Annotated in this window: 18 protein-coding genes; 11 read left to right on the top strand and 7 right to left on the bottom strand. The window is 72.0% G+C overall.

Annotated elements, in window-relative coordinates:
- Window positions 1–34 precede the first annotated feature (34 nt).
- Window positions 35–472 carry a VOC family protein gene (locus OG556_RS36410; RefSeq protein WP_331744060.1) on the top strand — a complete coding sequence of 146 codons (438 nt, stop codon included), beginning with the start codon at window positions 35–37 and terminating at the stop codon, window positions 470–472.
- A 32-nt stretch (window positions 473–504) separates the two neighbouring features.
- On the opposite strand, the gene OG556_RS36405 is transcribed toward OG556_RS36410, so the two are convergent.
- Window positions 505–1,152 (bottom strand): TetR/AcrR family transcriptional regulator, encoded by a 648-nt coding sequence (locus OG556_RS36405; protein ID WP_331744058.1) that lies wholly within the window; start codon window positions 1,150–1,152, stop codon window positions 505–507.
- A gap of 90 nt (window positions 1,153–1,242) precedes the next feature.
- Between OG556_RS36405 and OG556_RS36400 the strand changes: the two genes are divergently transcribed.
- Entirely contained in the window at window positions 1,243–1,632 is a 390-nt protein-coding gene (locus OG556_RS36400; RefSeq protein ID WP_331744056.1) for a Dabb family protein, read from the top strand.
- A 133-nt stretch (window positions 1,633–1,765) separates the two neighbouring features.
- Here OG556_RS36400 and OG556_RS36395 read toward each other — a convergent pair whose 3' ends face one another.
- Both OG556_RS36395 and OG556_RS36390 read right to left on the bottom strand, forming a co-directional pair.
- Window positions 1,766–2,302: an AAA family ATPase gene (locus OG556_RS36395; RefSeq protein WP_331744054.1), complete on the bottom strand. Its 537-nt coding sequence runs from the start codon at window positions 2,300–2,302 to the stop codon at window positions 1,766–1,768.
- A gap of 54 nt (window positions 2,303–2,356) precedes the next feature.
- Complete coding sequence (locus OG556_RS36390) at window positions 2,357–3,112, bottom strand: helix-turn-helix domain-containing protein (RefSeq protein ID WP_371523097.1); 756 nt, start codon at window positions 3,110–3,112, stop codon at window positions 2,357–2,359.
- A 383-nt stretch (window positions 3,113–3,495) separates the two neighbouring features.
- Between OG556_RS36390 and OG556_RS36385 the strand changes: the two genes are divergently transcribed.
- Window positions 3,496–4,062: a hypothetical protein gene (locus tag OG556_RS36385; RefSeq protein ID WP_331744051.1), complete on the top strand. Its 567-nt coding sequence runs from the start codon at window positions 3,496–3,498 to the stop codon at window positions 4,060–4,062.
- Window positions 4,063–4,240: 178 nt separating this feature from the next.
- Here OG556_RS36385 and OG556_RS36380 read toward each other — a convergent pair whose 3' ends face one another.
- Window positions 4,241–5,767 carry an alkaline phosphatase family protein gene (locus OG556_RS36380; RefSeq protein ID WP_371523200.1) on the bottom strand — a complete coding sequence of 509 codons (1,527 nt, stop codon included), beginning with the start codon at window positions 5,765–5,767 and terminating at the stop codon, window positions 4,241–4,243.
- 208 nt (window positions 5,768–5,975) lie between these two features.
- On the opposite strand from OG556_RS36380, the gene OG556_RS36375 reads away from it, so the two are divergent.
- The 4 genes from OG556_RS36375 (at window position 5,976) to OG556_RS36360 (ending at window position 9,689) form a co-directional block, all read left to right on the top strand.
- Window positions 5,976–6,743, top strand: a complete 768-nt coding sequence (locus OG556_RS36375; protein ID WP_331744047.1) for a GntR family transcriptional regulator — start codon at window positions 5,976–5,978, stop codon at window positions 6,741–6,743.
- 129 nt (window positions 6,744–6,872) lie between these two features.
- Window positions 6,873–7,082, top strand: a complete 210-nt coding sequence (locus OG556_RS36370; RefSeq protein WP_331744045.1) for a ferredoxin — start codon at window positions 6,873–6,875, stop codon at window positions 7,080–7,082.
- Window positions 7,072–8,460, top strand: a complete 1,389-nt coding sequence (locus OG556_RS36365; RefSeq protein WP_331744043.1) for an FAD-dependent oxidoreductase — start codon at window positions 7,072–7,074, stop codon at window positions 8,458–8,460. Before OG556_RS36370 ends, OG556_RS36365 begins: the two co-directional genes overlap by 11 nt.
- Before the next feature lie 32 nt (window positions 8,461–8,492).
- Entirely contained in the window at window positions 8,493–9,689 is a 1,197-nt protein-coding gene (locus OG556_RS36360) for a cytochrome P450 (RefSeq protein ID WP_331744041.1), read from the top strand.
- Between the two features lie 26 nt (window positions 9,690–9,715).
- Here OG556_RS36360 and OG556_RS36355 read toward each other — a convergent pair whose 3' ends face one another.
- Complete coding sequence (locus OG556_RS36355) at window positions 9,716–10,381, bottom strand: TetR/AcrR family transcriptional regulator (RefSeq protein ID WP_331744039.1); 666 nt, start codon at window positions 10,379–10,381, stop codon at window positions 9,716–9,718.
- Window positions 10,382–10,488: 107 nt separating this feature from the next.
- Between OG556_RS36355 and OG556_RS36350 the strand changes: the two genes are divergently transcribed.
- Window positions 10,489–11,436: an SDR family NAD(P)-dependent oxidoreductase gene (locus OG556_RS36350; RefSeq protein WP_331744037.1), complete on the top strand. Its 948-nt coding sequence runs from the start codon at window positions 10,489–10,491 to the stop codon at window positions 11,434–11,436.
- A 177-nt stretch (window positions 11,437–11,613) separates the two neighbouring features.
- Window positions 11,614–12,246, top strand: a complete 633-nt coding sequence (locus OG556_RS36345) for a hypothetical protein (RefSeq protein ID WP_371523096.1) — start codon at window positions 11,614–11,616, stop codon at window positions 12,244–12,246.
- Between the two features lie 96 nt (window positions 12,247–12,342).
- Here OG556_RS36345 and OG556_RS36340 read toward each other — a convergent pair whose 3' ends face one another.
- Complete coding sequence (locus OG556_RS36340; RefSeq protein WP_371523095.1) at window positions 12,343–13,323, bottom strand: LysR family transcriptional regulator; 981 nt, start codon at window positions 13,321–13,323, stop codon at window positions 12,343–12,345.
- Window positions 13,324–13,431: 108 nt separating this feature from the next.
- Between OG556_RS36340 and OG556_RS36335 the strand changes: the two genes are divergently transcribed.
- Window positions 13,432–14,325 (top strand): NAD(P)H-binding protein, encoded by an 894-nt coding sequence (locus OG556_RS36335; RefSeq protein WP_331744029.1) that lies wholly within the window; start codon window positions 13,432–13,434, stop codon window positions 14,323–14,325.
- An 88-nt stretch (window positions 14,326–14,413) separates the two neighbouring features.
- Window positions 14,414–14,791 (top strand): darcynin family protein, encoded by a 378-nt coding sequence (locus tag OG556_RS36330; protein ID WP_331744026.1) that lies wholly within the window; start codon window positions 14,414–14,416, stop codon window positions 14,789–14,791.
- A 326-nt stretch (window positions 14,792–15,117) separates the two neighbouring features.
- On the opposite strand, the gene OG556_RS36325 is transcribed toward OG556_RS36330, so the two are convergent.
- A complete protein-coding gene (locus OG556_RS36325; protein WP_331744023.1) occupies window positions 15,118–15,396 on the bottom strand; it encodes a dsRBD fold-containing protein in 279 nt (92 codons plus the stop codon).
- Window positions 15,397–15,443 lie beyond the last annotated feature (47 nt).

Here is a 15,443-nt window from a genome sequence, read left to right as displayed (position 1 = left end):
GTACCGTCGCGGCATCCGACCGGAGGAGGACCGCATGGCGACCAGGTGGAGCCTGACGATCGACTGCGCCCACCCGGCGAGGCTGGCCGCGTTCTGGGCGCTGGCGTTGGGCTATGCGGAGAAGCCCGCACCTGCGGGATTCGGGAGTTGGGAGGAATGGCTCTCCCACTACGGGGTCCCGGAGGACGAGTGGGACGACGGCGCGTACCTCTGCGATCCCGACGGGGTGGGCCCCACGATGTCCTTCCTGAAGGTGCCGGAGCCGAAGGCGGTGAAGAACCGGGTGCACGTGGACGTCCAGGTCGGTGGCGGCCGTGAGACACCGTGGGAGGTGCGATGGCCGCGCGTCGTCGAGGCGGTGGCGCGGTTGACCGCCGCGGGCGCGACCGTGGTCAGCGAGGAGGAGTTGGACGGCAGGCCCGATCACGTGGTGATGGCCGACCCGGAGGGAAACGAGTTCTGCCTGGTCTGACCGCCGAACTCCACTCCGGGCACCGGCTCGGGTCACCGGGCCGGGTCGCCGCCATAGGCGCGCAGGAAGACGTCCACGGCCGATTCGGCGAGGGCGCGCAGGTCGGGCGCGGGGGTGTCGGAGCGGTAGTCCAGGGGGCCGGTGAGGAGGGCGAGGAGGTGTTCGGCGGCCTGCTCGGGATCGCACGGGCGCAGGCGGCCGGTGAGGGCCAGTCGGGCCAGGCGGTCGGCGAGGGCGGCGCGCACCCGTAGCGCGGTGCGTTCCCGAACGCCCACCGCCACGTCGGGGAACTGCGCGGCCTGGGCGCTGGCCAACCGCCTTACGGCACCGGCGCCTTCGCTGCCGTGCACCTCCAGCAGCGCGTGGCCGGCGCCGACCAGGGCCGGCCGCGGGTCGCCGTCCGCGGGCAGCCCGCGCAGCCCCTCGACGGCGGCCAGGCCGGCCTCCGAGAGCCGGTCGGCGGCCGCGAGGACGGCCTCGCGGAAGAGTGCCTCCTTGTCGGTGAGGTGGTTGTAGACGGTCGGCTTGGCGACGCCCGCCTCCTGGGCGATCTCCTGGACGCACGCCTGCGCGTAGCCGCGCCGGGCGAAGACCATGAACGCGCCGTCCAGGATGGCCTGGCGTCGCTCGATCCGCCCACGGGGCTTGCGCCCGGCCCCGGTTGACACTTCTGAACTCATGGGTTCAGTCTACTGGTGAACCAGATGGGAAGATTTTCTGAACCAGCTGGTTCAGCCATGACGTCGATGACACCAGGGATGGGACCGCCCGTGATCGTCCACATGCTGCGCTTCGCCTTCAAGGACTCCGCGACCGAGGAGGACCGCGAGCGGGTGCTCGCACTGATGCGGCGCACGGCCGCCGTGGAGTCGGTGTCGTTCTCGACCGTCGGCCCCGCCCTGGGGACGCAGGACGGCTTCACCCACGCCTACTGCGTGGGCATCGCGGACCTGGCGGCGCTGCGGCGCTACATGCACGACCCGGTCCACCTGGCCGGCGATCCGCAGATCATGCCGCACCTGGCCAGGATCGCCATCGGACCCGACCTGTCCGACGACCCCGACCCGGGGCTGGCCGCGAAGGTCCTGGGCCTGCACGAGGAGAAGACCGCCCTGTACCCGCAATGGGCCGAGCAACTCGGGCCGCTGCTAGCCGGTTAGGCCGGGGCGGCGGGAGGTGCCGACGGCACCGACCAGACCCTTCACGACCTGCTGCGCCGGCAGGCGGCAGCGATGCCCCGATCCCACACGGTCCAGTGGCGACATATCAGGCTTCACGTCACATGCCGACCTCTCAGGGGCGGGGCGTCCAACCGGGCGGGGTGAGGCGGGTGTCGGCGAGGATCCGCTCGACCGTCTCGTCGAGCGTGCTGTGTTGCGGGACGACGTGTTCGAGGCCGCCGGGCAGGAGGTCGTGGGGCTGGTACCAGTCGGCCATGTCCTCGGGGGAGAACTCGCCGGCCTGGGGGCGGGTGGCGTGGCGGCGTACGGTCTCGTCGAAGTCGGCGTCGAGGTAGTACAGGTGGCTGCGGCCGCGGTGGTCGGCGGCGAGCCGGGCGAGCATCGGGCCGTAGCGCTCGGCGGCGAGGATGCCCTCGACGACGGTGTGGAAGCCGTGGTCGAGGGCGTGCCGGGCGACCAGGTCGATGAGGCCGATGTTCGCCCCGCCCGGGAGGTCGCGCTCGCGCAGGACGGTGCGGCGGAGCAGGTCCTGGGCGACGACGGCCACGCCCCGTCCGTACGCGGCGCGCAGCCGCGCGGCGACGCTCGACTTGCCCGCCCCGCTCGGGCCGCGGACCACCACCAGCACGGTGTTCTGAGTTCCCGTCACATCGGTACCGTACCGGCCGCGTACGGGGGCCTCCCACGTGCGCTGTGAGACGCGCTACGCTGCCGGCGGCACGCTGTAGCGGCTCAGGACGTCGTCCGCCGTGGACTTGTCCAGCAGGCGCAGTTCCCACGGCCCGGAGTTGACGTCGAAGTCCTTGCCGAAGCCGACCCACTTGCCGGCCATGCGGCGGCCGGTCGGGTCGACCAGCAACTGAATGGCGCCGTGGTATCGCGCCCCCTGGTAGTAGCCGTCCTGTGCGGTCTGTTCCACCCAGGAGCCCGTAACGATGTTCCGATCAACAGTGAGATCGAATGACAGCGGCGAGTCCGGATTGGACGACGCGCCGGGGAGGGATCGGCCCGTGATCCGGTTCCCGTTCTGGGACAGCACGACGTGGTGCAGGCCGCTGAACGTGTTCTCCCGACTGCTGCTGTAGAACTCGTAGTGGCTGACCCATACCCCCGAGTAGTCCTCACCCGTGGGAGCGGGCGCAGCCTGCATGGGCACGCCCGGTTCATCACTGGCCACGTCGTGCCCTCCCGTACCGTCCACGCTGACCCTTGGCGGCAACTGTGGCGAGTCGAAGCCGAGGCGGTCAACAGGAATCCTGGTGACAGCCTCAAGGGCTCGAACGTACACCGGGCGGGGAGACCTCACCTCCCCGGACTCCCAGCGTTGCACCAGGCGCTTGCTGGCGTCGTTCGGCTCCCCTTGGTCCTCCCCAGCCGCCCGCAGCCGCTTCGCGAACTCGTCCTGGCTGAGACGGAGTCCGAGGCGTACGGCCCGAAGGGTCTCGTTCGGTGTAGTCATCATGGACCTCCGTGGATACCCCCGGCTTCAGCCGGGGGAGGAAGTCAAGACTAGAAGATAGGACCAAACATCGTCTGACGACGTCGACATGACGTCGTGCCGGGACGCCGAAGTGACGCCTCCACGCCGTCGCAATGGTTCGCTGGGTTGGGGCACGATCGGTCTCCAACCCGCCACCAGCCGCAGGTAGGAGGTACCGCCCATGCGCGTCGAGATCATCGTGTCCAAGCACAAGGGGGAGCCGAAGGACCCGCCGAAGCACCGGGGCAACCCGGCGCCGGAGCAGCCGCAGCCCGCCCCGCAACCCAAGTAGTCACCTGATACGCCGGGACCCCTGCCGACCGTGCACACGGTGGGGGTCCCGTTCACTCGGAGGAGTGCCCGTGGTTGACCCGAACCGGTTCCATATCGCCTACGCCATGCGGCAGTTCGCCGACGAGACGTGGACCCGTCGCGCCGAACGGTGGACGGCTTCGTTCTATGTTCCAGCCGAGAACATCGGCACAGCCGAGATCACCCGCGTGGTCCCCGGCTTGACGCCGAACCCCCGTGCCGCTCTGGAAGCCGACCCGGGCCTGCTCGACCGCATCCCCCGCGTGGTCTTCACCGAGGACGGCGCCCTGACCCCCGCCGTGGCCGAGAGGAATCCGACGCTGCTGCTCCTGCTGGAGTCCGTGCACGTCACCGACGCGTGGCGAGGCAAGGGGGTGGGCATGCGACTGGCCGTCGCCGCGCTTCGCCGGCTGGCAGTCCCCGGGGCGCTGGCCGTTTGCTACCCGGCCCCGATCCACGACCACGGGCCGGACGAACCGTGTTCCTACGCCTCCGACGACCCGGAGATCCGACGACCGGACGAGGAGGCGATGACGAAGCTGCGCCGAGCCTGGGAGCGGCACGGCTTCACGCACCTCGATCAGGGCGTTTACGCCATGGCGCTGAGCAGCCCATGATCGGCCCTGGGAACATCGAGGCCCCCGGGCCCCCGACGGAGGCTAGCCCGGGGGCCTGGTACCCGCAATGGGCCGAGCAACTCGGGCCGCTGCTCGCCGGTTAGGCCGGGCGCGGCAACGCCCTCCCGCCGCCCCGGGAGGCCGGGGCGGCGGGAGGGGCGGAGGGGCGGCGGGGGCGTCAGGCTCCGAAGGAGACCTGGTCGACCGTCCAGAAGGCGCTGTTGGTGCCCGTGTAGCGGAACTGCAGGCGCGCGGTGGTGGCGCCGGCCGGCACGGTGACGGGCAGGTGCTCGACGGTGTTCAGGTCGGCGCGGTAGGACTTCACCAGCTGCGGGGCGCCGTCGTCGAAGACCACGTACACGTCGCCGGTCTGCGGGCCGTCGACCTTGTAGTTCGTCGCGAAGGACAGCGTGGCCCGGCCGAGGCCGGCGACCGGGTAGGCCGGGCTGACCAGGGTGGAGTCGAACTGGCCGGCGCCGTGCGCCTTGTCGTCCCACTCGTCGGAGTCGGCGACCGCGAACACGTTGCGGGCCCGCACGTTGGTCTCCCGGCTCTGCCCGAGCTGGGTGGCGCTCCAGAACTCGTCGGTGGCGAAGGCCCAGCCGCGCCACTCCGTCACCCCGCCGCTGGGCATCCGGGAGTTGTCGATGCTCCAGCCGGCGGGCGGCGTGTGCGTCCAGCCGCGGACCGCGGCCGGGATGCCCGTCTCGTCCACCCGGCCCTGGAGGACGGGGCGCAGCGCGTCGAAGGCGTCCGGGGTGATCTCGTCGATCGGCTGCCCGTCCAGGCGCCAGGCGGGGTCGATCGCCGCGCCCTCGTGCTTGAGGACGGTCGGCGCGATGTCCACGGGCTTGACGTCGTAGCGCCGGGAGCCGGCCGGGTAGCCGGCGCCGTCGGCGATCACGAAGGTCTGCCGCTCGTTGGCGCTGTTGCCGCCGTGCCCGCCGGCGTCGGTGTGTCCGTGGTCGGTGGTGACGACGATCAGCCAGTCCTCCGAGCCGTACGTGGGGCGGGACTTGACGGCCTGCACGACCTGGCCGACGAGTGCGTCGACGGTGTGGATGGCGGCCGCGTACTGGGCGCTGGCGCCGCCGGAGGCGTGCCCGGCCTCGTCGATCCCGTCGAAGTGCAGGAAGGCGGCGTCCGGGTTGCCGTGGGCGAGGTAGTCGGCGGCGTCGGAGGCGGTCTTGCTGTCGTTCTCGCTCTCGGCGATCCGCAGGTCGGCCTTGCCGTTGAAGACGTTGCCGGTGATCGGGTTCCACGAGCCGATCACCAGCGTGGAGGCGGCCGGGTCGGCGGTCTCCAGGCGGCTGGCGAAGTCCGGGTACTGGTCGAACCGGGCGCCGGTGAAGGCGTTGTCCTTGACCTGGTGCTTGTCGGGCCACACGCCGGTGGCGATGGTCGACCAGCCGGGCCCGGAGAGGGTCGGTGCCAGCGGGTTGGCGTACAGGTTGCTGGTGGCGGTCATGCCGCCGGCCATCAGCGCCTTGAGGTTGGGCGCGTCGGCGGTCACCAGCTTGTCGTAGCGGGTGCCGTCGACGCCGATGACCAGGGTCTTGGCCTGCTTGGTGCCGTCCGGCAGGCCCTTGTAGGCCGGGGCGGCCAGGGCGGCGGGGGAGGCGCCGGCGGGCGCCGACGGCAGCAGCACGGTGGTGGCGGCGGCTACGGCGGTGGCCACGGCGACGGTCCGGATGGAGCGGGGGATACGCACGGGGGCTCCCAACTAGGGGGCGACGCGGTGCGGTTGCACCGGCATCGAGGATGGGGCGCCCGTACGAGGAGGAGCCCTCGCCGGATCCACGGTTGTATGAACAACCGCCGAAATTCAGTCCAGACTGGTTACCATTTCGTGATCTCAGCGGCGCGGAGCCGCCACCCGACGGCGCCGGACCGCCGCTCGATAGGGTGGCGCGGTGAACCACGGCACCCCCCGGCCCCCCGTCGCCCCCGTCCGCTCCGGCGTCCCCGACCACGGCCGGGTGCCCAAGTACTACCTGGTCAAGGCCCAACTCGAAGACCTCATCGCCGAATTGGGCCCTGGCGGGCGCCTGCCCACCGAAGCCGACCTCGCCGAACGCCACCACGTCGCCCGCGCCACCGTCCGGCAGGCCCTGCGCGACCTCCTCCTCGAAGGCCGCCTGCGGCGCCAGGGCCGCGGCACCGTCGTCGCCGGCCCCAAGATCGAACAGCCGCTCTCCCTCGCCAGCTACACCGAAGGCGTCACCCGCCAGGGCCTGCGCCCCGGCCGCACCCTCATCACCCTCGACCGCCTACCCGCCGACCCGCCCATGGCCCAGCGCCTCACCGTCCCCGAAGGCGAACCCCTCTGGCACCTGGAACGCGTCCTGCGCGCCGACGAGGAGCGCGTCGGCCTGGAGTCCACCTACGTCCCCGTCGCCCGAGTCCCGCACCTGGAGCGGGAGTTCGACCCCGAAGGCTCCTTCTACGGCTACCTGCGCGAGTGCGGCCTGCGGCTCGGCGGCGCCGACGAGCGCATCGAGACCGTCCTCGCCACCCCCCGCGAAGCCCTGCTCATCGGCACCCCGCCCGCCCTGCCCATGCTGCTGCTCCACCGCCGCAGCCGCGACGCCGCCGGCCACCCCCTCGAACAGGTCCGCACCCTCTACCGCGGCGACCGCTTCAGCTTCACCCTCGCCCTGCACGCCCCGGACGCGGACTGAAGCCGGCACTGCGCCCCTGGCGGCAGGTGCGCGTACCAGTATCGGTTCCCGGCCCGTGCTGCGCCCGTCCGGTTCTCGTCCCATGCTGGAAGAGAGAAGGGGGATACGGCGGCAGAGGAAGTGGTGGGGATGCGGACCGTTGTGGACCTCACGCGTTGCCAGGGCTACGCACAGTGCGTGTTCCTCGCGCCGAAGGTGTTCCAGCTGCACGGCGAGGAGGGGCTGCTGTACGCCCCGGCCGTCCCCGACGACCAGGTCGAGCGCGTGCGCCAGGCCGCGGCGGCGTGCCCGGTCCAGGCCATCCTGCTCGGTGAGGAGGTGAGCGCTGATGGCCGGTGACCAGAGGGCCGGTTACCAGACCGAGGGCCGGATCGTCGTCGTCGGCGCGTCGCTGGCCGGGCTGCGCGCCGCGGAGGCGCTGCGGGAGGAGGGCTTCACCGGCTCACTGACCGTGGTCGGCGAAGAGCCTCATCCGCCCTACGACCGGCCGCCGCTGTCCAAGCAGGTGCTGCTGGGCCACGCCGCGGCGGACTCCACCGGGCTGCCGATGCGCCGGGATCCGGACGCCGAGTGGCGGCTGGGCGTACGCGCCACCGGTCTGGACCCGCTGGGGAAGCGGGTGATGCTGGCCGACGGCGAGTCGCTGCCGTACGACCGGCTGCTGATCGCCACCGGGACCCGGGCGCGCCCCTGGCCCAATCCGCAGGAGGGCGCCCTGGACGGGGTGTTCACCCTGCGTACCCGCGAGGACGCCGGCGGTCTGGCCGAGCGGTTGGCCGCCGGGCCACGGCGGGTGCTGGTGATCGGCGGCGGTTTCACCGGCTCGGAGATCGCCTCGGCCTGCCGGGAGCGCGGACTGGACGTCACCGTCGCCGAACGCGGCCCCGCACCCCTGGTGGGCGCGCTCGGCGGCACCCTGGCGAAGCTCGCGGCCGCCATGCAGCGCAACCACGGTGTGGACCTGCGCACCGGCGTGACGGTCACCGCCCTGCGCGGGGACGACGGCGGCCGCTTCACCGGCGCGGAGCTGTCCGACGGCAGCCGCGTCGAGGCGGACGTGTGCGTCGTGGCGCTGGGAGCGGTCCGCAACGTCGAGTGGTTGGCGGATACCGGCCTGGCGGCGGGCCCGCGCGGAATCGCCTGCGACGCCGGGTGCCGCGCCTTCAACATGTACGGAATCGTCACGGACGACGTCTTCGTCGCCGGCGACGTCTCCCGCTTCCCCCACCCGCTGTTCGGCTACCAGATGCTCTCCCTCGAACACTGGGGGAACGCGGTCGAACAGGCCGGGGTGGCGGCCCACAACATGGTCAGCCCAGGTCCCCTGCGGCGCCCGCACCTCGCCCTCCCGACGTTCTGGTCGACCCAGTTCGGGCTCAACATCAAGTCGGTGGGCGTGCCCACCTTCTCCGACCACGTGGTCATCGCCCAGGGCTCCCTGGAGGCGCGCCGTCTGGCGATGGTCTACGGCTACCAGGGGCGGGTCACCGCGGCGGTCACCGTCGACATGGCCAAGTCGCTCGACTACTACCGGCACCTGATCGAGACGGCTGCGCCGTTCCCGCCCCCGCCCGGCGCGGCGGACCGCGCGCTCGCGGCGGACATCCCGATCCCGTCCGACGTGCCGGATCCGAAGGGGCTGTCCCACGGCCCCACCGTGGCGCTCACCGGATACCTGCCCGACCGTCGACTGACCGTGGTGCAGCCCGGCCGCTGACCCACGTCCCGCCCAAACGACGAGGAGCCACCATGGACTCCGACACCCTGCTGGCACGGATCACCGACTACGCGAACCGCCCCGACCCCTACCCGCTGTACGCGGAACTGCGCGAGGCCGGTCCCGTCGTGCGGCAGGCGGACGGCAGCTACCTGATCGGCACCTACCACGAGGTCGCCGCCCTGCTCCACGACCCACGGATGAGCGCCGATCCCCGCACCTGCGGCGAGACGACGCGCAAGCCGCCGTTCCTGCGGCTCGACGACCCGGAGCACCACAGACTGCGCACCCTGGCCATGCGGCCGTTCGGCCCCCCGCACAGCCCGCACCGGGTCGATGCCATGCGCGACGAGATCGTCCGGCTCACCGGGGAACTGGTGCAGCCGTTCCAGGCGGGCGGCCGGATCGACATCGTCGACGACCTCGCCTACCCGCTGCCCGTCACGGTGATCTGCCGCCTGCTCGGCGTGCCGCGTGAGGACGAGCCGCTCTTCAGGGCGTGGTCCGACGCGATCGTGGCGTCCGCCGACGTCCGGCCCGAGGAGGACCCCTCCGAGCGGGACGAGGCGGGCGCCCAGGCGGGCGAGCAGGCGCGGGTCGAGATGGGCCTGTACCTGGCGGGCCTCGCCGAGAAGCGCCGTGGCAATCCGAGCGACGACATGCTCTCCGCCTTCGCCAACGAACCGGACCCGGCCCTGCGGCTCACCCAGGAGGAACTCGCGGAAACCGCCGTGCTGCTGCTCATCGCCGGACACGAGACCACGGTGAACCTGATCACCAACGGGGTGCTCACCCTGCTGCGTCAGCCCGAGCAGCTGGACCGGCTGCGTCGTGAACCGGAGCTGCTGCCGCGAGCGGTGGAGGAACTGCTGCGCTACGAACCCCCGGTCCACATGCGCGAGCGCATCCCCCTCGCCGACATCGACGTCGGCGGCACCACCCTCCCGCGAGGCGCCACCGTCGTGCTCGCGCTGGCCTCGGGCAACCGCGACCCCAAGCGGTTCCACGCGCCGGACCGGTTCGACCCCACCCGCCCGGACAACCAGCACCTAGGCTTCGGCAGCGGCATCCACCTGTGCTACGGCGCACCGCTCGCCCGCATCGAGGCCGAGGCCGCGCTCGGTGCGCTGATCCCCCGCCTCGGCGCGGCACGCCTGGTCCAGGACCCGCCCCCCTACCGGCAGAACGCCATGCTCCGCGGCCCTCGCCACCTGCCCGTCCACCTCTGAGGCCGCTCAGTTCAGTGCGACGCAGGTCAGCCGCGGGGCAGCACGCCCAGGAGGGTCGCGGTCAGGGCCTGCTTCAAGTAGTCCTTCAGCTCCAGGTGGAAGCGGGCCAGGTCGGGCTCGGCCTGGTAGGCCGCCTGCAGGCTGGGCGGGGGTGTGCTGTACGCCGACAGCGCGCCGGCCATGACCATGGTCTGCAGGCTGAACAGTGTCGCGTTCTCGCCCAGCTCCGGCAGGTACTTCAGGACCAGGGCGGTCATGGTTGTCAGGCGGTCCAGGGAGGCGCGCTTGTAACGGGCCACGACCTCGACGGAGACGTTGTGTTCCAGGACGCTGCCCTGTGCGCCGAAGAGGTCGCACAGCACCGCCCGGCTGGAGAGCGAGCGGCTGAGGATGTCGGCCACCCCTGCCGCTCGCTCGGCCATGGGTAGGTCTTCGTCGATGCCGGCCGCCAACTCGCCTGCCAGTTCCGTCAGCCACTCCTGCAGGAAGCGGTCCAGCAGTTCCAGCAGCACCGCCTCGCGGGACTCGAAGTAGCGCAGCACGTTCGGCTTCGCCAGGCCCACCCGGCGGCTGAGCTCGTTCAGGGTGACCGCGGCCACGGGCATCTCGTCGAGCATCGCCGACGCCGTGTCGAGGATCGCCCGTCGACGCATCTCCCGCTGCTCTTCGGTTCGCGCCCGCTGGAAAGTCATGATCACCAGACTAGCTTAGGTACCTGCGGTACGTTGACAACGTACCGGAAGTACTTTAGCGTCGTGCACAAGATACCTTCGGTACGTTAATTGGTCGGGAGCCTGGCATGAGCGAGAAGTGGACGACGGCGAACATTCCGGACCAGCGTGGGCGGGTGGCCGTGGTGACCGGGGCCAACACCGGACTGGGGTACGAGACCGCCAAGGCGCTCGCCGGGCGCGGGGCGTCCGTGGTGCTCGCCGTGCGCAACGTGGAGAAGGGCGAGCAGGCCGCGGCCCGCATGACCGGCGACGTGACCGTGCAGGCGCTGGACCTGACCTCGCTCGACTCCGTCCGGACCGCGGCGGCCGCGCTGCGGTCCCGGCTCGACCGGATCGACCTGCTGATCAACAACGCCGGCGTGATGTACACCCCGAAGCAGACCACCCGGGACGGCTTCGAGATGCAGTTCGGCACCAACCACCTCGGCCACTTCGCGCTCACCGGGCTGCTGCTGGACCTGATGCTGCCGGTGCCCGGCTCGCGCGTGGTGACGGTCAGCAGCACCGGCCACCGCATCCGGGCCGCGATCCACTTCGACGACCTGCAGTGGGAGCGGTCGTACAGCCGGGCCGCCGCCTACGGTCAGTCCAAGCTGGCCAACCTGATGTTCACGTACGAGCTGCAGCGTCGGCTCGCCGCGCACGGCACCACCGTCGCGGTGGCCGCGCACCCCGGAATGTCCAGCACCGAGCTCGCCCGCAACACCCCCGCGGCCGTCCGGCTTCCGCTCACCTGGCTCGCGCCGCTGATCACCCAGACGGCGGCGATGGGCGCGCTGCCGACGCTGCGGGCCGCCACCGACCCCGCCGCGCTCGGCGGCCAGTACTACGGCCCCGGCGGACGCTACGAGGTCATGGGCCACCCCCGGCTGGTCACCTCCAGCCCGGAGTCGTACGAGGCGGCCGTCCAGCAGCGGCTGTGGGCCGTCTCCGAAGACCTCACCGGGGTGGAGTTCCCCGTCGTCCGGTCCGGGCAGAACCCGTCTCCCTCCGGATCGGCCGGCACGATGTAGCCCGCGATGGCAGGAGGCGCCGGCTCGTCGCGGAGCTGGTGACCCCTCAGCTCGCGTCCGCCGCTTCGCACATGACTCCGGCGATGTCTTGCCGGTCCTGTGCGGAGGGCGTAGGTTCCGCAGGTCGGGGGTGGGAGACGGCCCCGACCCTGATGAACCCGGCGGGAAGAGGCGCAGATGACGTTGGCGGACAACAGTTCGGCGGGGGGTGTGTCCGCTCTGTGCTTCGGGGCCTTCGTCACCGTTCTGGGCGGCGTTCTCGTGACGGACTTTCGGGGCTTCTCCCGGTGGTTCACGCGCGGCGCGGAGGCGTCGGGTTCGGGCTTGCGGCGGATACCTCCGTGGCGGTGGCTGGGGGAGCGCTCCGGACGGGTGGGGGTGATCTGGGTCCGGTTGATCGGCGGGGTGTTCGCCGTGGTCGGCCTGGTGGTGCTGGTGGTCGGTGTCGTGCTCACCGCGCGGGGGCAGGGCCGACTCCTGGCCCGGGCCCCGCATCCACCCGTCGGAGAGGCCAAGTTCATCTATCCGGTGATGGCAGGGCTCTGGTTGATCCAGTTCTGGCGGCCCGGCGGCAGGTTCGCCGCGGTCTGGCGCAAGGGTGGCGCTGCGCGACGTGTGCTCATGGTTCTCGCCTCGGCGGCCGTCGTCGGCTTTGTCGTTGCCTGGTGGCAGGGTTTCTCCACCCTCGCCGTGGTGGCGTTCTTCGCCGCATGGCTCGGCGTCCTGGTGCTGGCCTCTCCTCTGTCGCGCCGGTTGGGAACGCCTGACACGGATCCGGGCCGGGCGCCGGTGGCCGACTCCGACGGGTAGACACCCGCCTGCGGAGCCGGACACCTCGGCCTGCCGTCCGGTCCGCGGCCTCGTTGCCCACGGGCATGTGTCCGCGCGGGCCGGGGCGGCGGCGTCCTATGCGGGGTCGATCGCGTCCGCCGTGGTGGGCCCGGCGGTTGCCGCCGGTGTGCGGAGAACCCGGCGGACGGCGTCGCGGAGCCAGCGGTGGGCCCCGTCGGCCGTGTGCCGGGGGTGCCAGGCCATGCCGATGGTCAGTGGCGGCAGGGCCAGGGGGATGTCGAGGAGGCACAGTCCGAGGGCGCCGGCGTCGTGAGTGAGGGGCGAGGGGGCGGCGCCCGGGAGTGCGGCGGGTACCAGGCAGACGAGGTCGCTGCGGGTGGCGAGGATCATCGCGGCCAGGTGGCTGGGCAGGACGACGTTGACCCGCCGGTGGAGGTCGTGCGCGGCCAAGGCGGTGTCGAGGGGGCCGGTGAACCGGCCGCGGCGGCTGACCGCGATGTGGTGGGCGGCAGCGAGCCGGGCCGGGGTCAGCGGCCCTTCGGTGAGCGGATGGCCGGGCCGGACGGCCGCGACCATGCGGAGGCTGACCAGTTCTTCGACCCGGGTTTCGGGGTCCACGTGGTCGATGGATCCGACCTCCAGGTCGATCCGGCCGTCGCGCAGGGCGGGTCCGGCCTCCAGCTCTTCGGCCCGGATCCGGAACGAGACCCCCGGTGCCTCCCGCCGGGCCAGTTCCAGCAGACCGGGGACCAGCGCCGCGCCCACCAGGTCGGCGGCCTGGAGGGTGAAGGTGTTGCGGAGGCCGGCCGGGTCCACGCTCGTGCCGGGGCTGAGCAGCGCTCCGAGGCTGCGCACCACGGTGGCGGCCTCCTCGCGCAGGGCCTCGGCGCGCGGGGTGGGAACCATGGTCTGCCCGGCCCGGACCAGCAGGGGGTCCTGGAGGATGCGGCGCAGCCGGGCCAGGGTGCGGCTCATGGCGGCGGGCGAGGTGTGCAGCCGTGCGGCGGCCCGGGTCACGCTGTGCTCGGTCAGCAGAGCGTCCAGGGCGATGGCGAGATTGGCGTCGATGACCGGATCAGGGCTGCTCACCAGCATTGTTCCATTTCAGGCAATGATTCCGTGCTGAAGTTCCCATTGTGGCAGCACGGCGGATCTCAGCAGGATGAGGGCATACCGAAACCAGCACGACCTGCGAGGTTTTTCATGATCGTCATCACTGGTCCCACCGGGAACATCGGCCGCCACCTGCTCACCCAGCTCCTGGAGTCCGCGCCCGCCGCGGGCGAGGAACTGCGCGTGATCGTGCGCGATCCCGCCCGGCTCCCGGACGCGGCGCGCGGACGCGTCGAGGTGGTCACCGGCTCCCACGCGGACGCCGAGGTCCTCGACCGGGCCTTCGAGGGCGCGGACGCGGTCTTCTGGCTCGTCCCCCCGGACGCCTCCCTGACCCCGTACGACGCGTACAGCGGTTTCACCCGCGCCGCCACCCAGGCGCTCGTCGCCCACGGCGTCGGCCACGTCGTCGGCGTCTCCGCGCTCGGCCGCGGCACCCCGCTCGCCGACCGGGCCGGCCTCGTCACCGCCTCCCTCGCCATGGACGACCTCATCGCCGGTACCGGCGTCGCCTACCGGGCCCTGGCCAACCCGTCCTTCTTCGAGAACCTCCTGGAGGAGGCCGACTCGATCCGCGAGAAGGGCGTCTTCACCGACTCCGTCGACGCCGAGCGCAAGGCCCCCTTCGTCGCCGTCGCCGACATCGCGGCCGCGGCCGCCGGTCTGCTGCTGGACCGCTCGTGGACCGGCACCGGCAGCGTCCCGGTCCTCGGGCCGCAGGACCTGTCCCCGAACGACCTGGCCCGCATCATGACCGAGCAGTTCGGCCGCCCCGTCCGCTACGAACGCCAGTCGTTCGACGAGCTGTACACCGACCTCGTCGGCTACGGCCTCAACGAGGCGTTCGCCCGGGGCATGGTCGACATGAAGCGGGCCAAGGACGACGGCCTCGACGCCGGCGTCGCCCGCACCCCGGACACCGCCTCCCCCACCGGCTTCGAGCAGTGGTGCGCCCGGACCCTCAAGCCCGCCGTCCTCTCCTGAAGTCCAGCACCCAGAGCCGGGCACACCGCGGAGCCCGGCGTACGGCGAACCAGGACCACCACCCACCCGCCGCTTTGGAGGCACCCCGATGTCCGCTGAAAAATCCGCTGAAAAGTCCGAACCGCCGGTCACGGCGTTCATGCTGGTCAAGACCACGCCCGAATGGCTCGCCCTGACCGTCCAGGAACGCGTGGACGCCTTCACCACCCAGGTCCTGCCGGCCATCAAGGCCAGGACCACCGGCGTCCGGTCGCGCTTCTACGACACGGAGTTCTACTCCGCTCGCGTCACCGACGTCTGGGTGTGGGAGGCCGACGACCACCACGCCTACCAGCTCCTCGTCGACGCGCTGCGCGAAACCCCTTTCTGGGACCGCTACTTCGAGGTCGTCGACCTCCTCGTCGGCACCGAGAACGGTTACGCCCGGACCTACGGCCTCGAACCCGTCGCGACCATCGCCACCTGACGCGCCGCCCACCGGCCCACCGGCCCACCGGCCCACCTGCGCGCGAGCGCCGATGCCTCCTAGCAACCGCCGTCGCAGTCAGGGGGCACCGGTCCGGAAGGACCAGAGGAGTGGTCAGAGGGCGCGACGGTGCTGATGGGGCCAGGCCGTCTGGTCCGCGGGGCGAGTGCGGAGGGCGAAGGAGGGGCCACGGAGGAGAGGGCGCCCTATCATCACGGCGTCCACCCGCGCATCGGTGGCACCGCCCGGCGCGTGAGCAGGTGCAGGTGCAGGTGCAGGGCGGATCGTCGAAGAACCCCGGCGAAGAACCCCGCCGCAGGGTTCGCTCAGCCGGCTTCCGAGCGGTCGTTCGCTGCGGCGTCCGCGATCCCGGCGCGGAGCAGTTGGTGCCCGAGGTCGATCAGGGCGCGGGCGGCGGCGTACTCGTCGCCGATCTCGGGGACGAGCGGGTCGTGCGGGTTGCGGCGGGCGGTGGTGCGGGACTCCAGGGTGTTGTCGCCGGTGTCGAGGACGGCGTGGACCTTGGTGGTGTCACCCTCCTCGAAGAGGTCGAGGCGCAGGCTCCACCGCTTGGTGCGTATCGGAGTCGTGGTGTTCGTGCTCATGTCCGGTCCTCTCGGGGCCGGGCGGGCTCGGGCCCGCCCGGCCGGTC

Source organism: Kitasatospora sp. NBC_01300 (genome assembly GCF_041435235.1).
In the GTDB taxonomy this organism is placed as follows: Bacteria; Actinomycetota; Actinomycetes; order Streptomycetales; family Streptomycetaceae; genus Kitasatospora.
This window is presented reverse-complemented; position numbering and strand designations above follow the sequence as displayed.

Bases quoted from the DNA above. Each gene is read 5' to 3' on its own strand.
- OG556_RS36365 (WP_331744043.1), top strand. From the start codon at position 7,072: ATGGCCGGTGACCAGAGGGCCGGTTACCAGACCGAGGGCCGGATCGTC.
- OG556_RS36390 (WP_371523097.1), bottom strand. From the start codon at position 3,112: ATGACTACACCGAACGAGACCCTTCGGGCCGTACGCCTCGGACTCCGT.
- OG556_RS36360 (WP_331744041.1), top strand. From the start codon at position 8,493: ATGGACTCCGACACCCTGCTGGCACGGATCACCGACTACGCGAACCGC.
- OG556_RS36355 (WP_331744039.1), bottom strand. From the start codon at position 10,381: ATGACTTTCCAGCGGGCGCGAACCGAAGAGCAGCGGGAGATGCGTCGA.
- OG556_RS36410 (WP_331744060.1), top strand. From the start codon at position 35: ATGGCGACCAGGTGGAGCCTGACGATCGACTGCGCCCACCCGGCGAGG.
- OG556_RS36340 (WP_371523095.1), bottom strand. From the start codon at position 13,323: ATGCTGGTGAGCAGCCCTGATCCGGTCATCGACGCCAATCTCGCCATC.
- OG556_RS36350 (WP_331744037.1), top strand. From the start codon at position 10,489: ATGAGCGAGAAGTGGACGACGGCGAACATTCCGGACCAGCGTGGGCGG.
- OG556_RS36325 (WP_331744023.1), bottom strand. From the start codon at position 15,396: ATGAGCACGAACACCACGACTCCGATACGCACCAAGCGGTGGAGCCTG.
- OG556_RS36405 (WP_331744058.1), bottom strand. From the start codon at position 1,152: ATGAGTTCAGAAGTGTCAACCGGGGCCGGGCGCAAGCCCCGTGGGCGG.
- OG556_RS36370 (WP_331744045.1), top strand. From the start codon at position 6,873: ATGCGGACCGTTGTGGACCTCACGCGTTGCCAGGGCTACGCACAGTGC.
- OG556_RS36345 (WP_371523096.1), top strand. From the start codon at position 11,614: ATGACGTTGGCGGACAACAGTTCGGCGGGGGGTGTGTCCGCTCTGTGC.
- OG556_RS36335 (WP_331744029.1), top strand. From the start codon at position 13,432: ATGATCGTCATCACTGGTCCCACCGGGAACATCGGCCGCCACCTGCTC.
- OG556_RS36330 (WP_331744026.1), top strand. From the start codon at position 14,414: ATGTCCGCTGAAAAATCCGCTGAAAAGTCCGAACCGCCGGTCACGGCG.